The organism is Paenibacillus chondroitinus NBRC 15376 (assembly GCF_004000765.1).
Classification (GTDB): Bacteria; Bacillota; Bacilli; order Paenibacillales; family NBRC-103111; genus Paenibacillus_E; species Paenibacillus_E chondroitinus.
In genome coordinates this window covers 1-14,840 of record NZ_BILW01000024.1, presented here as the reverse complement: position 1 = coordinate 14,840, position 14,840 = coordinate 1, and the positions used below count along the sequence as shown (strand labels likewise).

Annotated in this window: 20 protein-coding genes; 15 read left to right on the top strand and 5 right to left on the bottom strand. The window is 47.3% G+C overall.

Going from position 1 to position 14,840, the window contains the following annotated elements; translation table 11 throughout:
- The first annotated feature begins 41 nt into the window (after positions 1–41).
- From PCH02S_RS23105 to PCH02S_RS23055, 11 genes are all read left to right on the top strand, one after another.
- Complete coding sequence (locus tag PCH02S_RS23105) at positions 42–1,184, top strand: BMP family ABC transporter substrate-binding protein (protein ID WP_127456455.1); 1,143 nt, start codon at positions 42–44, stop codon at positions 1,182–1,184.
- Positions 1,185–1,218: 34 nt separating this feature from the next.
- Positions 1,219–1,911: a biuret amidohydrolase gene (biuH, locus tag PCH02S_RS23100; protein WP_127456454.1), complete on the top strand. Its 693-nt coding sequence runs from the start codon at positions 1,219–1,221 to the stop codon at positions 1,909–1,911.
- Between the two features lie 37 nt (positions 1,912–1,948).
- Positions 1,949–2,404: a cupin domain-containing protein gene (locus PCH02S_RS23095; protein WP_127456453.1), complete on the top strand. Its 456-nt coding sequence runs from the start codon at positions 1,949–1,951 to the stop codon at positions 2,402–2,404.
- Positions 2,364–3,086: a cysteine hydrolase family protein gene (locus PCH02S_RS23090; protein ID WP_307719945.1), complete on the top strand. Its 723-nt coding sequence runs from the start codon at positions 2,364–2,366 to the stop codon at positions 3,084–3,086. Before PCH02S_RS23095 ends, PCH02S_RS23090 begins: the two co-directional genes overlap by 41 nt.
- Positions 3,087–3,099: 13 nt before the next feature.
- Positions 3,100–4,776: a PucR family transcriptional regulator gene (locus PCH02S_RS23085; RefSeq protein WP_164819704.1), complete on the top strand. Its 1,677-nt coding sequence runs from the start codon at positions 3,100–3,102 to the stop codon at positions 4,774–4,776.
- Between the two features lie 318 nt (positions 4,777–5,094).
- On the top strand, positions 5,095–6,138 hold the full coding sequence (locus tag PCH02S_RS23080; RefSeq protein ID WP_127456451.1) for an ABC transporter substrate-binding protein: 1,044 nt from the start codon (positions 5,095–5,097) through the stop codon (positions 6,136–6,138).
- A 27-nt stretch (positions 6,139–6,165) separates the two neighbouring features.
- Positions 6,166–6,456, top strand: coding sequence for a thiamine-binding protein (locus tag PCH02S_RS23075; RefSeq protein ID WP_127456450.1), 291 nt, complete (start codon positions 6,166–6,168; stop codon positions 6,454–6,456).
- A complete protein-coding gene (locus PCH02S_RS23070) occupies positions 6,456–7,223 on the top strand; it encodes an ABC transporter permease (RefSeq protein ID WP_127456449.1) in 768 nt (255 codons plus the stop codon). The genes PCH02S_RS23075 and PCH02S_RS23070 overlap by 1 nt, the downstream gene beginning before the upstream one ends.
- 18 nt (positions 7,224–7,241) lie before the next feature.
- On the top strand, positions 7,242–8,006 hold the full coding sequence (locus PCH02S_RS23065) for an ABC transporter ATP-binding protein (RefSeq protein WP_127456448.1): 765 nt from the start codon (positions 7,242–7,244) through the stop codon (positions 8,004–8,006).
- Positions 8,003–8,809: a TatD family hydrolase gene (locus PCH02S_RS23060; RefSeq protein WP_127456447.1), complete on the top strand. Its 807-nt coding sequence runs from the start codon at positions 8,003–8,005 to the stop codon at positions 8,807–8,809. The genes PCH02S_RS23065 and PCH02S_RS23060 overlap by 4 nt, the downstream gene beginning before the upstream one ends.
- Positions 8,810–8,890: 81 nt before the next feature.
- A complete protein-coding gene (locus PCH02S_RS23055; protein WP_127456446.1) occupies positions 8,891–9,454 on the top strand; it encodes a DNA-3-methyladenine glycosylase I in 564 nt (187 codons plus the stop codon).
- Positions 9,455–9,517: 63 nt separating this feature from the next.
- Here the strand turns inward: PCH02S_RS23055 and PCH02S_RS23050 are convergent, their stop codons facing one another.
- The 3 genes from PCH02S_RS23050 to PCH02S_RS35855 all read right to left on the bottom strand — a co-directional run bounded on the left by PCH02S_RS23050 (position 9,518) and on the right by PCH02S_RS35855 (position 11,254).
- On the bottom strand, positions 9,518–9,820 hold the full coding sequence (locus PCH02S_RS23050) for a hypothetical protein (protein WP_246069220.1): 303 nt from the start codon (positions 9,818–9,820) through the stop codon (positions 9,518–9,520).
- A gap of 121 nt (positions 9,821–9,941) precedes the next feature.
- Positions 9,942–10,931: a YpdA family putative bacillithiol disulfide reductase gene (locus PCH02S_RS23045; RefSeq protein ID WP_127456445.1), complete on the bottom strand. Its 990-nt coding sequence runs from the start codon at positions 10,929–10,931 to the stop codon at positions 9,942–9,944.
- 146 nt (positions 10,932–11,077) lie between these two features.
- The gene (locus tag PCH02S_RS35855) at positions 11,078–11,254 is read right to left on the bottom strand and encodes a hypothetical protein (protein ID WP_164819703.1); all 177 of its coding nucleotides are present in this window, start codon (positions 11,252–11,254) and stop codon (positions 11,078–11,080) included.
- Positions 11,255–11,454: 200 nt separating this feature from the next.
- Here PCH02S_RS35855 and PCH02S_RS23040 point away from each other — a divergent pair, with 200 nt between their 5' ends.
- Genes PCH02S_RS23040 through PCH02S_RS23030 form a run of 3 tightly spaced genes read left to right on the top strand, consistent with a single transcriptional unit; the run spans position 11,455 to position 12,705 of the window.
- The gene (locus tag PCH02S_RS23040) at positions 11,455–11,763 is read left to right on the top strand and encodes a Dabb family protein (RefSeq protein WP_127456444.1); all 309 of its coding nucleotides are present in this window, start codon (positions 11,455–11,457) and stop codon (positions 11,761–11,763) included.
- Between the two features lie 11 nt (positions 11,764–11,774).
- Entirely contained in the window at positions 11,775–12,029 is a 255-nt protein-coding gene (locus PCH02S_RS23035) for a DUF2164 domain-containing protein (protein WP_127456443.1), read from the top strand.
- 37 nt (positions 12,030–12,066) lie between these two features.
- Positions 12,067–12,705 carry an NUDIX hydrolase gene (locus PCH02S_RS23030; RefSeq protein ID WP_127456442.1) on the top strand — a complete coding sequence of 213 codons (639 nt, stop codon included), beginning with the start codon at positions 12,067–12,069 and terminating at the stop codon, positions 12,703–12,705.
- A gap of 198 nt (positions 12,706–12,903) precedes the next feature.
- Here PCH02S_RS23030 and PCH02S_RS35850 read toward each other — a convergent pair whose 3' ends face one another.
- Together PCH02S_RS35850 and PCH02S_RS23025 are read right to left on the bottom strand one after the other, a co-directional pair.
- Positions 12,904–13,068: a hypothetical protein gene (locus PCH02S_RS35850; protein WP_157326596.1), complete on the bottom strand. Its 165-nt coding sequence runs from the start codon at positions 13,066–13,068 to the stop codon at positions 12,904–12,906.
- A 13-nt stretch (positions 13,069–13,081) separates the two neighbouring features.
- Positions 13,082–13,336: a YpbS family protein gene (locus tag PCH02S_RS23025; protein WP_127456441.1), complete on the bottom strand. Its 255-nt coding sequence runs from the start codon at positions 13,334–13,336 to the stop codon at positions 13,082–13,084.
- A gap of 195 nt (positions 13,337–13,531) precedes the next feature.
- On the opposite strand from PCH02S_RS23025, the gene hrpB reads away from it, so the two are divergent.
- Positions 13,532–14,840 (top strand): ATP-dependent helicase HrpB (gene hrpB / locus PCH02S_RS23020; protein WP_127456440.1); only part of this gene is annotated, 1,309 nt, incomplete at its 3' end.

The window sequence follows — 14,840 nt, the reverse complement described above, 5'->3', positions numbered from 1 at the left end:
TTTAACTTATAAAAAAAATAGGATAGAGGAGGTCTTTAACCATGCGAATTATTGTGAAAAAGTGGGGCCTTATTGCTTGTTCAATTGCTTTATTCATGACCCTTGCGGCATGCAGTGCGAGTTCTGCACCTACTTCTGGGGTATCATCGAGCGGGGGAGCAGCCGGCACTGGAGGGAAAGCTGTAGGCTTTATCTTCGTTGGTGCGAAAGATGATTATGGCTATAATCAAGCCGCCTATATTGGCAGTCAAGGTGTAGAGAAAGCATTTCCGGACTTAAAAGTGCTGCGTAGTGAAAATGTTCCGGAAACTGCAGAAGCCGAGCGGGTCATGGAAGAGATGATACGAAACGGAGCCAAAATTATTTTTCCAACTTCGTATGGTCATTTAGATCCTGCCTTGAATGTAGCGAAGCGGCATCCGGATGTGCTGTTTTATCATCAAGGTGGTTTGAAAACAGCTGCAAACTTAGGAACCTATTTTGGAACGATTTGGGAACCCGTCTACTTAGCTGGGATTGCTGCCGGTAAAATGTCGAAATCCGGCAAGCTCGGTTATATCGTTTCGGTACCGATTCCTCAGGTATTGCTGAACGTCAACGCTTTCGAGTTAGGCGCCAAATCCGTTAATCCAAGTGCGACGACGACCGTTGTATTCACGGGCAGCTGGTGTGATCCTGCTCAGCAAGCAAATGCGGCGAACAGTATGATTGATCAAGGGATTGATGTGTTATCTCAGCATCAGGATTGCACCAAAACCGTTATTGAAACTGCGGAAAGACGTGGTGCGCTCTCAGTGGGCTATCATGCAGAAGCCTCTGCGCTCGCGCCAAAGGGTTGGGTTACAGGCTCGATTTGGAACTGGTCAGATCTATACGTAGATATGGTGAGAACAGGAATCGCAGGCACATTTAAAGGAAGCAAATATGACGGGAAATATCGTGGACAGCTTAAAGATCATGTCGTTCAGTTGGCCTCATTCGGCAATCAAGTTCCTGATGATGTGAAAAAACTCGTAGAGAAAGGGAAAGCAGATCTCATTGCTGGCACATTGAATCCGTTCAATGGACCGATAAAGGATCAGAAAGGTACGGTGAAAATTGAAGCGGGAGCAAAATTAGAATTGGATAAACTCGAAGCAACTGACTATTTCGTTGAGGGTGTTATCGGAAGTATTCCAAAATGAACAAGCCTCTGATCTTAAGTAAGGAGTAGATTATATGAACATAGAAGCTGTACCGTATGCGTGGCCCTATGATAATGAATTGATACCAGCTAAAATGGCACTTCTCGTCATTGATATGCAGATTGATTTCTGCGGGAAAGGCGGGTATGTGGATCGTATGGGCTACGATCTTTCTTTGACAACAAGGACCATTGAGCCCATCAAAAGGCTGCTAGCTGAAGTACGTGCTATACCTGAATTCACGGTCATCCATACAAGAGAAGGCCATCGGCCTGATCTCTCGGATTTACCTCCAAATAAGCGCTGGCGAAGTCAACAGATCGGTGCTGAGATCGGCTCGTCAGGACCTGCTGGCAGGATCTTAGTCCGAGGCGAGCGTGGCTGGCAAATCATTGAAGAGCTTACCCCGTTGGAGGGGGAATTGACCCTAGATAAACCGGGTAAAGGGAGCTTCTATGCGACAGATTTGGATTTAATTTTGCGAACCAAAGGAATAACACACCTTCTCTTAACAGGGATCACCACCGATGTATGTGTACATACCACGATGCGTGATGCGAATGATCGAGGCTATGAATGTTTGCTTATCTCGGATTGTACAGGTGCAACGGATGAAGGCAATCATGAAGCTGCTTTGAAAATCATTACGATGCAGGGCGGGGTGTTTGGTGCCGTAGCTCATTCCGAACAGGTGATTAAGGCTTTGAAGAAGCTGCGATTGGCATAAATCGCACTTCAATAATGATTACGAATGGAGGATGTTCATGTTAGCCAAGGAAACAACCGTATTACAAGGTGAGCCACTGCCTTGGACACCGATAATCGCCCATCCTGAGCTTTATCACAGGGAAATTATGGATGCAGCCATGGCGGATGCTTTTGGCGTTAGAGTTAGCTCGATTTTGTGGGAGCGAATCGGCGTTGGCGGACAAGTGCTGCCGCACTATCATGATGTTGTGGAAGTGATACACATTACAGTTGGTAAAGTAAAGCTGTTATGTAATGGTGAATGGATTAGTTATAAAGCTGGAGATACGTTTCATGTTCCCGCTCAGACGATCCATTCTGTAGCGAATGATGATTCTCAGCCTACAGAACAAATCAGCATCTTCTTACCCGCAGATGCGAACGTGCCGAGCAATAGCTTTTTTCAAACTTACCTTGTGGACGCCACTGTTTATGGACATCCAACAGCCACAGAAGCGAAGCCGAATGTCTGAGCTTGTGAAGCTTCCAGCAAAGCCATTCCACTTCCAATGCGACAAGCGCGCTACTGCGCTTGTCGTTATTGACATGCAGAATGACTTTTGCTCACCGGGCGGGTTCGGCGAGCTGCTGGGCAATGATATTTCCCAGACAAGGGCCATTATCCCGAAGCTGCAGCAGGTGCTGGCCGCTTGTCGTGAACATGGCGTGCTGGTTATTCACACCCGAGAGGGGCATCTCCCCGACCTCTCGGATTGTCCACCGACGAAGCTGCGGCGCAGCCGGCTTCAAGGTGCGGGCATCGGCGACGAAGGGCCGATGGGGCGAATTCTCGTGCGCGGAGAGCGCGGGCACGAGATTGTCGATGAGCTCGCGCCCATTGAGGGCGAGCTCATCATTGACAAGTCCGGTAAAGGGGCTTTTTACCGGACTCCACTGGATGCGCTGCTGCAGGAGCGGCGCATCGCTTCACTGGTACTGACAGGCGTGACGACGCACGTCTGTGTACATACGACGCTTCGCGAAGCGAACGATCGCGGGTATGAGTGTCTCGTCCTTGAGGACGGGACGGCGGCTTTTGATCCCGCTGACCAGGAGGCTGCGCTCTGCATGGTGCACCAACAAGGCGGTATTTTCGGCTGGGTGGGCAGGGCGGATGATTGGATAGCGGCATTAAATAACACTTATGACGGATAAGGGGCCAATGCGGATGAGCGAGCAGCGGGTGGGTCATGGATTGATTTGTCGAGATTTGCTTGGGATGCCGCACTTGGCAGGTTCCAAGGTTCTTGCTGGTCATCCAGGTTTGGATACAGCGGTCATTCGCGTAAATGTTATGGAGGTTCCAGATGTGATTGACTGGGTTATGCCAGGTGAATTTCTCATCTCTACGGGTTATCCTTTTCGTGACAATCCAAGCGCTTTTGCTGAGTTAATTCCTCAGCTTGTGGAGAAAGGAGTCGCGGCATTAGGCATCAAGACGAAACGGTTCCTAGATGAAATCCCAACTCGGGTTTTAGATGTAGCAGAACAATATCAGTTTCCAATTATTGAATTGCCGCCAGGTACCGTATTCTCGGAAGTTGTTCGCGAAGTGATGGAACGCGTTCTCGTGCATGAAGCCGCACAATTGGCTTTGCTGCAGCGGCGATTTCAGCGCTTTTCAGAGCTGCTTTTGGAAGGAAAGGGATTAGAGGATTTACTCGGACATGTAGAGGAGGAACTTACGAATCCAATTCTGCTATTAAGCTCGGTTGGTAAGCTCCGTGTATCCCCTTCAACGGAGCGGCTTACACAAGAGATGGGTTTGAAGAAGCAGTTGACGTTGGAACAGCTCCAGAAAAATAGTAAGTTAGGTATCCAGCATTTGGTCATCGGAGATCGCGAAATCAAGATGACAGTGACCAAAATCAAAGAACAGTATGGTATTGAATCCTTTCTTTTACTTCTGGAGTGGCATCAAGAATTAACACCGATCGATACCCTAACTTTAGAGAGATTGGGGGTTTTGATTCATTTAGAGATGATGAACATGAATGCTAGACGTGAGGTGGAAGCGAAATATATTGATCAGTTTTTACAAGACTGGCTCATTGGACGAATTGGAACTCGAAGAGACTTGGATTTACGTGCTGAAGCATGTGGTTGTCCAATTGATCATAATGGTTATTTCCGTGTAGTCCTCGTTCGATGGCTGGCTGCTGTTCCTGACGCCGTACAGCTCAAACGAATTGTACAACAATTAAGACAGCAAGAATCGCTGCACAGCCGAGATTTCCTATATGTCATTCTCGGTGATCATTTAGTTGTATTGTTCAACTCGGAAGCGAGTCTGCAGGAGAAGGAGCTTAGACGGCGATTAAAGGCATCCTTGCAGGGGATAAACAGTCAACATTCGTCGCCATTTACTTTTTCTTTTTGCCTAGGAAAAATAGTGAACTCCGCCGAGGATGTGAATGAAAGCTACTTACAAGCATCCAACATATGTACGATTAGTTATATTTGTGGCATGGAGCAAGAAATGATCACCTATGAGGACTTAGGTATTTATAAAATCTTGTATTTGCTCCCGCAAGGTCGTGAGTTAGCGAAATTTCGAGAGGAGTGGATTGCTCCTCTGGAGGCTCATGATTGGAAGCATCAAAGTTCGTTGATTTACACGCTTTTTATTTACTTTGACCAAAACGAGAATGTTCGAAAAACCGCGCAAAAACTCTATACCCACCACAATACGGTGATATATCGGTTGGAACGGGTGAAAGAACTGTTAAATGTGGATCTTCAACATGCAGATGATCGGTTGCAACTGCAGATTGCGTTGAAGTTGTATGCGATGGAAATGCGTCGTCTGGAGAATGGTAACGAACCGTTAAGAGGTGGATTGTGACTTTATAAATCTTCGATTTTAATAGGGAACGGTTAGTCTGCACTGAATTTATAGGTTTGCATTTTGTCAAAACATGCGGTATGGTAATATCAAACCAATAAGAACCCACGGGAGCTTGAGTCGTCAGGCTGAGATTGTGACCGAAATGTCACTAACCGTTAATCTGATCTGGGTAATGCCAGCGTAGAGAATTCACACAAAATGCTCCTTTCTTATATTAATTTTGTATGGGTTTATAATTTTTCTACCAATGGCGCTCCCGGATAACGGGAGCTTTTTCTTGTGGTTATATAGATATAAGGGAGAGGGAAACAAGAAATGAACTGGAAAAAAATTGCAACACTTATGCTGGTGAGCTTGACTGTCCTTGCAGCAGGTTGCGGGAAACAAGAGGCGAAACCAGCCAATCCGGCTAGCCCGGCTGCTTCAGCCAGCCCTGCCGCTTCGGCAAAACCGCTTACAGATGTGAAGGTTGTCCTGGACTGGACGCCGAACACCAACCATACGGGTCTGTATGTGGCGAAAGACCAAGGATTTTTTGAACAAGAAGGACTGAATGTTCAAATCATTGCGCCTGGCGAAGCCGGAGCGGATGCGATGATTGCTTCAGGAGCGGCCGAATTCGGGGTTTCTTATCAAGAAAGCATCACGCAGGGACGTATCCAAGGTGTACCCCTCGTTTCCATTGCAGCTGTTATTCAGCATAATACATCGGGATTTGCTTCACCGGTAGCGAAGAACATTAAAACACCTAAGGATTTCGAAGGAAAAACATACGGTGGTTGGGGAGCCCCGGCTGAAAGCGCAATGATCGATTCGCTGATGCAATCCGAGAAAGCTGATCCAAGCAAAGTGAAAAACGTAAATATCGGTGATGCCGATTATTTCACAGCGGTCAAAAGAGATATCGATTTCGCATGGATTTATTATGCTTGGACAGGTGTGGACGCGGAGCTTCGCGGAGAGCCGCTGAACATGATTTATTTGAACAAATATTCGGATAAACTGGACTACTATACTCCTGTATTGGCAACAAGCGAAAAGCTGATTAAAGAGAAGCCGGAGCTTGTTAAAGCGTTCACGGCCGCAGCAGCCAAGGGTTATCAATTCGCAATCAGCAAGCCTGAGGATGCCGCCAATATTTTGATCAAAGCTGTACCTGACTTGGATGCCAAACTCGTGATGGCCAGCCAAAAATGGTTAAGCCCTCGTTATCAGGATGATGCGCCGCGTTGGGGCGAACAAAAACGTCAAGTATGGGAAAATTATGCGAACTGGATGTTGGAGCATAAGCTGTTGGAGAAAAATCTAGATGTAGACGCAGCGTTTACGAACAATTTCTTACCTGCTGGCACGAAATAATTTTATAACTCGGAAGGGGCATTTACGATGGCTAATGCACTTGTAAGTATTCAAATTATTCCCAAAACAAAAAACGGTGAAGATGTTATCCCTTATGTAGATCGAGCCATTGAAGTCATCGCCAAGTCAGGCGTGAAATATTTCGTTTCCCCGCTCGAAACGACGATGGAAGGGGAGCTCGATCAGCTTATGCTGATCATTCAAGATATGAATGCAGCGATGATTGAGATGGGCAGCCCTAACGTTATCTCGCAAGTGAAAATCTATTTTAACCCGTCTGGCGCATCGATGGACAAGCTGACGGAGAAATACAGATAATGAAACTGAAGAACGGATTGAAAGCAGGGTGGCCACCGATTGTTGTGGTCATCCTTCTCTTGCTTATTTGGCAGCTTGCGGTGACTTGGGGAGGAACGGCAAGCTGGCTGCTTCCAAGTCCGCTTAAGATCTGGCAGGACGGTACTACGGACATGCCACGGGTATGGATGCACACATTTGCTACAGTACGTTTAATGTTAATTGGGTTTATTGTTGGTGTAACAGGAGGCGTTATCGTAGCAAGCTGCTTGCATCGAGTGCCTTTTCTGAAGGCAGGGTTTTATCCGCTCCTGATTTTGTCCCAAAATGTCCCGATTATCGCGCTGGGACCGCTGCTCATTATTTTATTTGGTTTTGGCATCTTACCTAAAATTATTTTAATCGCACTAGTTTGCTTCTTTCCTGTCACCATGTCAACCTTGGACGGATTTATGCAGACGGACCGAAACATGTACAACTATATGCAAATGATTGGTGCCAGCAGACGGCAGATTTTTTATAAATTAGAGCTGCCACACGCACTTCCGTTTCTGTTTACCGGCCTGAAAATATCCGCTACCTACAGCGTGATGGGGGCTGTCATTGCAGAATGGTTGGGCGGCGGTGTCGGTCTGGGCTATTATATGATTTTGCAGAAATCAGGCTTTCGTGCAGATCGTGAATTTGTCGCCATATTAATCATTGTTGTCATTAGTTTGTTGTTCTTTTGGCTGATTGCCGGGCTTGAAAAGCTCTTTATTCGGTGGAACGTGAAACGGTCGTCTTAAGGAAGGGGAGAAAGGAACTTGAGCAAATTAGAACTGAAAGGGATCCATCACACGTTCACGGGCAAAAAACAGCAGGTCCCCGTGCTATCTGATATCTCACTGCATGTCAAAGAGGGAGAGTTCGTTTCCATCATCGGGCCATCCGGAAGCGGGAAAAGCACGCTGTTTCACATCATTGGCGGGCTCATTGCTCCTTCCTCAGGAGAGGTTTGGCTGGATGGCTTGAGCGTGACTGGAAGCAAGGGGCTTATCAGCTATATGCCGCAGCAGTCGGCGTTATTCCCATGGCGCTCAATTGAAGCGAATGTTGCGCTCGCGCAGGAGGTTGCAGGGGTATCGCGTGCTGATGCCTTGGACAAAGCAAGAGAATGGCTGCCTAAGGTTGGATTAGGGGGCTATGAGCATGAGCTGCCGCATGTGTTGTCTGGCGGTATGCAGCAGCGTGTGTCGTTTCTGCGCGCACTCTTGAGCCCCCAAGAGGTCATGTGCCTCGATGAGCCGTTCGGCTCTTTGGACGCTTTAACACGGCAAGCAATGCAGTCTTGGCTGCTAAACATATGGGAACAAAACAAACGGTCCATTCTGTTTGTGACACATAGCATTGAAGAGGCGATATTCCTCTCGGATCGCATTTATGTTCTCTCGAGCAAACCTGCACAAGTACTCGAACAATTTGTTGTGCCATTTGATCGGCCACGACATGAAAAAGTGATGACGGACCCGGAATTTCACGAGCTCCGCCAACATATTCAAGGGCTACTGCGTCAGGAGATCCTATCATGAATAATAACAATGCCATTGATGCACATATACATCTTGATATGTATTCAGAAACAGAAGCTCAGAAGATCGTGTCAGAGCTGGATCAATCGCAAGTCGAGGCGTTGATTGCGGTATCCAGACACTTGGCATCCTGTTTGGCAACGGAGCGGCTGAGCTTACAAGCACCAAACCAGGTTTATGCGGCGTATGGCTTTCATCCCGAGCAAGAGATCCCTCATGAAGCTGACGTCCAGGAGCTGTTAAAATGGATAAACGAACGTGCAAGTACTATGGTCGCAGTGGGTGAGATCGGCTTGCCGTACTATCGCAGGCTCGAAGCGGAAGAAAGAGGGGAACAACTTGATTATACCCCTTATGTTCAACTGCTGGAACGATTCTTGGAGCTTGCAGCAAAGTTAGAAAAACCTGTCGTCCTGCATGCGGTCTACGAAGATGCCGATATCGTGTGCGATCTACTTGAGAAACATGGTATTTCTAAGGCGCATTTTCATTGGTTTAAAGGGTCGCCTCAGACCGTTCAACGTATGATTCAAGCCGGATATTATATCTCCATCACGCCGGATGTTCTGTATGAAGAAGAAATTCGTGAGCTCGTTCGAAATTATCCGCTTGAACTGCTTATGGTCGAAACAGACGGACCATGGCCGTTCGAAGGCATCTTCGCGGGTCAAATGACACATCCGCGAATGATCCACAATGTCATTGAGCAGATTTCGCTTCTGCATGCTGTGGAGTCAGACATCGTGGCAGAGACGATCCTGCACAATACGAAACAATTTTACAATCTGCTTACCCTTGGTTAATTGAAACTGGACATCTGTTCGCATTGGTTCTATAATAAAGGAGAACAAGTGTTCGATATCTGGATGAGGTGAGTGTATAAAATGACGGTCAGATGCTCTTGGGTCAATGAGGATCCGTTATATGTCAATTACCATGATCATGAATGGGGTGTTCCAGTCCATGATGATCGCAAATTATTTGAGATGCTGAATCTGGAAGGGGCACAAGCTGGATTAAGCTGGTATACCATATTGAAAAAGCGGGAAGGTTATCGCGAAGCATTTGATGGATTTGATCCGGAAATCATCACGCAGTATGATGACAAGAAACTGGCAGAGCTTCTGCTGCATCCCGGGATCGTACGCAATCGATTGAAAATCGCAGCGGTCGTCCAGAATGCCAAAGCTTATCTGAAAGTGCAGCAAGAATTCGGGTCTTTCGACCGATATATATGGGGATTTGTTGGCGGTCAACCGATCATGAATCACTGGACGGATATGAGTCATGTGCCGGCGACATCGGAGATTTCAGATGCCATGAGCAAGGATTTGAAAAAACGTGGTTTCAAGTTCGTAGGTTCGACGATTTGCTATGCGTACATGCAAGCCGTCGGCATGGTGAACGATCATAACCAAAAGTGCTTCCGTTATCACGGCGTGAATTAAAAAAGTGAAGGCCATCGGTTAAGGATGAATGTCCCTAGCAGATGGCCTTTTGTGTGCTTTCACTCAGGCATATTGGAGTTGCTTCTCCATCAAATTATATTTGATTAAATAGATCCGCTTGCGAATGTAAAAATCATAAACGGCGCCAGTTAATTCTCTTGGCTTGATTCGGTTATTCGTGTCATTGTCTATGATAATCACGGAGCCGTCGTCATAGAACTTGAACGTATAATCGGCATAGTGAGTATGTGCTTCATCCAGCATGGCGTCAATCTGTCCAGGGAGCAGATGGTCAGTGTCACACAATGCCTTATGGTACCAATAATCTCTCTCAATAAACCGGAAATTGTGACTGGCGTTCATCATGTAACTACCTCCTCATCTAAATGGAACATTTGTTCTTGTTTTTATTATATCAAACAAATGTTCGCATTGGAAGAGGGATCTATGAAAAACAGGAAATATTTTCATAGAAAAAAACCTTCAATCAGCTAGATTGAAGGGTAATTGTGGACATGATATGTTTGGTAATTGCTAAACCATGCAGCCGGCCTGATTCAATGAAAATTTCGTTCGCATCATACTTGGAGGAAGCCACGACACCCGCCACATACAACCCCGGGATACTCGTCTCCATCGTTTCAGGATTAACAATCGGAGCATTCGTTTCTTCATGAAAACCGACGCCGAGCGAAGTCAGCAGTTCGCGATCAGGCCGGAAGCCGGTTAGCGCCAACACGAAGTCATTATCCAAGGTGACTCGTTCGCTTTCTTTACGCACCAAGATGGAGTGTTCATCAATCTGTTCAACCTGGGAGTCAAACCACATCTGGATTCTGCCTTTGTTCACATTGCTTTCAAAAAGAGGTCGGACCCATGGTTTAATACTGGCTGAGAAATGGCTCCCTCGATAAATAACCGTGACCTCAGCGCCTACGCGGAGCAAATCCATAGCGGCATCGACAGCGGAGTTATTCCCCCCGATGATGGCGACCTTGGCGCCGGAATAAGGATGAGCCTCCTTATAATAGTGCGTCGTTTTCGGCAGATCCTCTCCAGGGATTCCAAGCATATTCGGATGATCAAAATAACCGGTAGCTACAATAACTTTCTTAGCTGTATAGACTTTCTTTTTGCCAAATTGATCTGCGGTATGGACGCTAAATCCTGTTTCTATTGGTTCAATAGAAACAACTTCCTCATAGGAATTAATGCGAAGCTGCTCTCTTCTGGCGACCTCTCTATAGTAAACCAGTGCTTCTTGGCGATATGGCTTTTCATGAGGGGTGGAGAAAGGGTAGCCGCCAATCTCGAGCAGCTCCGGTGTGCTGAAAAACTGTAAATACGTAGGATACAAATAAATGGCGTTCACAATGCAGCTTTTTTCTATCAATAAGGGGGAAAGACCTTCACGCTGCAAAGCGACAGCGGCGGATAATCCGCAAGGCCCTGCCCCTACGACGATAACCTGTTCCAAAGTATGACAACCTCCTCTTAGCATTTCCCTCATCCTATAGTAGCGCAAGCTGAAGGGGATGCCAAGTTTGGGCAAGTAAAAATAGAGCAGAGAGCAACCCGATTAAGTTTCGGAAAGCAATCTGCCCTTCATCTACGTTGCCTGAATTACTTCTGATTTAATTGATGGCCCTCATCGCTTTCGCTAATATCGTCTTTAGCTAAATTGACAGGGGTGATACTAGGTGCATTTTCCAACGTGTCATTCACGAACTCCATGTCCTGATTTTTTGCATTCATATTCGTTGTTCCTTTGTAGTTGCCTGTATGTTTTTTGTTTTCCATCGTTGGACATCCTTTCTGCGTCAGATTAACGTTCAGCCTTAACGTGTACACTTGGGGACTATTTTATTCTCCATAATAAGGAAGGGATGCGAAAAATCTCTTTAAAGCTGTACATGAAAGCTGATCTATAGGTTGTGTAGTTCACACCAGCAAAATCCGCTATAATAAGTGAAGTTGGATAAAAAAGGAGACATGAGACGATGAATTCAAAGCGTATTAAACATATGGTTGTTTTTAATTTGCAAGTTGGCAAGGACACTCCTGAAGCTGAGCAGTTTCTCAGAGGAAGCGCGCAAGAGCTTGCGGCCATACCTGGGGTCGAGCAATTTGAAGTATTTCGTCAGGTGAGTGCCAAGACGGATTATGATTTCGGATTTTCCATGGTTTTTGCGGATCAAGCGGCCTATGACGCGTATAATGTTCATCCCGTACATACGAAATATGTTGCAGAGCGTTGGGTAAATGAAGTCAGCCGTTTTCAAGAAATTGATTTAACTGTATACGAATAAGGAGCTTCAGGATGAAACCGTTGAAACTACCGAAGGAAGAGAAAAATATACTGATCAGTGACTTGCAGGAGCATATGGAAAACGATCATGGTGTTACGATGGGGAATTTAGCGGCGGAACAACTGTTGGACTATATGATCCAACAATTGGCGGCACCTATTTATAATCAGGCGATTGAAGATGCCGGCAAAACGTTAATGGATAGAATGAGTGTCTTGGAAGAAGATCTGTACGCGATGAAAATTTCCAAAAAAACGCGCAGATAGCTAGTTGTCAGGTTGGTCTGAGGAGGAACAGAGCACGTTGAATAAGTCCGAAGAAATGTTTGATATTTATGATGAGAAAATGAATTGGCTTGGACAAGCTCCACGCTCGGAAGTCCATGCGAAAGGTTTATGGCATGCTACTTTTCAATGCTGGATTGTAAGTCTGGAAAGCGAAAACCCTGCTCTTTTGCTTCAGTTAAGACATCCAGATAAGGACCTGTTTCCGAATCTGCTCGACATCTCCTGTGCTGGACATCTGGCAGCGGGGGAAACCGTTCAAGATGGCGCGCGAGAGATGAAGGAAGAGCTGGGATTGAGCGTGGACTTCAATGAGCTGGTACCATGTGGACTTTTTGCAGAAGAAGATCTGATGTCTGATCATCTTATCGATCGTGAGTTTTGCCATGTTTTTATTTACCGCTGCGATCAATCTCTGGACAAATATGTTTTACAAGCAGATGAGGTAACGGGTTTATTTAAAGTGAGTGCAGCGGGGTTAGAGCGTTTGGTGCATGGAGAAATCGGAGAGTTGAAAGCAGAGGGCTATCGAACAGGAGGAAACGGACAGCTGGAAGAAACGAGTTTGCTCGTGTCTCTGAATGATTTGGTCCCGCACCCAGCTGCTTATTACGATCTGGTTTTTCAAACGCTAAGGAAACATGCCTTGTTTGTGTGAAAAAGAATGGAATAGCGCCGGTGGAGATCACCCAGCACAGGCAAAATTCAGCGTTACTGGGATAATTGGCGGAGGGGGTAACCGCTCAAGCGATAACAGTCAATTTCATGGGTCCAGTGCTGAACACAGCTAAATTAAGGGGAAGCTTAGAGTTGAAAAAGAACCGATCAGCTAAGCCGACCGGTTATCCAAAGCATGTTAGACGAAGTATTTAGTCGCTATGTAGGAGTAAACGATATAACCTGCGATGGAGAGTCCGAAACAAACGATTCCAAGCGCAATTTTACGTTTAAACAAAAGCAAGAATCCGGCGCTAAAGGCCGATCCTATCACCAGCATGGCTACAAATGTTAGAATTCCCATTGATTTTTATCTCCTACCCTTTGTTTACGTAATCGCGTACCATGTCCTCGGTTACATAAGAACGTAGAGGAGAGATACCTTCTTTGGCGTGGGCGATGATTTGAGCCGTAACCGCATTGATCGCATCAACGGTAAACGGCTGTCCGCTTTTGCACAGTTCAACTGCTGCATCAATCGCACTCTCGCGCTGCGCGTCCAGTTCGGCAAAACGCACCAAGTGCAGATGCTGTGCATTCGAATGTTTGGTTATCGCTTCGTGTACATTCATCTTCAAGTACTCCTTTTCGTGACCAGATATTCCTTCAGTATACACGATTGAGTGGGTCAGGAACAGTTTTTACAAGCGGAATTCCGAATAATAATCGACAAATATTCGGATATTTCGGAGTGGAGGACCTGAAAACCTATCAAAGCGTATAGATCAATCGATAATAAGACTTATTGACAGCTCGGAGTGAAAGAAATGAACACATTACCGATTGAGTCGGTTCTCCCGCAATTGAAAGAAGCTTTGCGAACACATGCCTGCGCTGTGCTGGTCGCTCAACCGGGTGCGGGGAAAACAACGCAAGTGCCGCTTGCCCTTTTGCAAGAAACATGGCTGCATAAGCAGAAGATCTTAATGCTGGAGCCTAGGAGATTGGCAGCCCGCGCTGCGGCGCGTTATATGTCGCGACTTCTGGGCGAAGCTGTTGGACAGACCGTGGGATATCGCGTAAAAAATGATACCTGTGTCGGACCCAACACACGGATTGAAGTCATCACGGAGGGAGTCCTTACCCGTATGCTTCAAACAGACCCTGCCCTGGAGGGGGTGGGGATTGTTATTTTTGATGAGTTTCATGAGCGAAGCCTTCATGCAGACTTGGGCTTGGCACTCAGCCGGCAATCGCAAACGCTTCTAAGGGAAGACCTGCGAATTCTCATCATGTCGGCGACAATTGAAGCTGAGCCTGTAGCGGACATGCTGGATCAGGCTCCGATTATTCAAAGTGAAGGGCGCGCTTATCACGTGGCTACGCATTACTTGAATGCGAAACAAGAGGAAAAACTAGAAGCCACGGTGGTCAAAAGTATTCGCCAAGCCTTACAGACGGAGGAAGGCAGCCTGCTCGTTTTTCTTCCGGGCGCAGCGGAAATCCACCGAGTGGCAGGCAGCCTGGCAGCGCTGCAGCTTGGAAAAGAGGTGGAAATCGTACCTCTCTACGGGAATCTGGCGCAGGAAGCGCAGGATCGGGCCTTGGCGCCATGCCTGCTGCCAGGGCACCGCAAGGTCGTGCTCGCGACCTCGATCGCCGAGACCTCTTTGACCGTCGAAGGCGTCACGGTTGTGATCGACAGCGGCCTCATGCGGGTGCCGCGTTTTTCACCGCGCACCGGCATGACTCGCCTGACGACGGTGCCTGTGTCCGCAGCCTCTGCCGATCAGCGGAGAGGCCGTGCCGGCCGTCTCGGTCCAGGCGTATGCTACCGCCTGTGGACCGAGACCGAGCAGCGGCAGCTGGCGCCAAGCTCCACGCCAGAGATCCGCGAAGCGGATCTGGCGCCGCTTGCGCTCGAGCTGGCCGCCTGGGGCGTGACAGACCCAGCGGAGCTGGTCTGGCTGGACATGCCGCCTGCTGCTGCTTATCAGCAGGCGCGGGAACTGCTCGTGCAGCTCGGCGCGCTGCACGAGGATGGCGGCCTAACACCGCACGGGAAACGTGTGTCGGCGTTAGGGCTGCACCCGCGGCTTGCGCACATGGTGCTGCAAGCCATACCGCTTGAGCTCG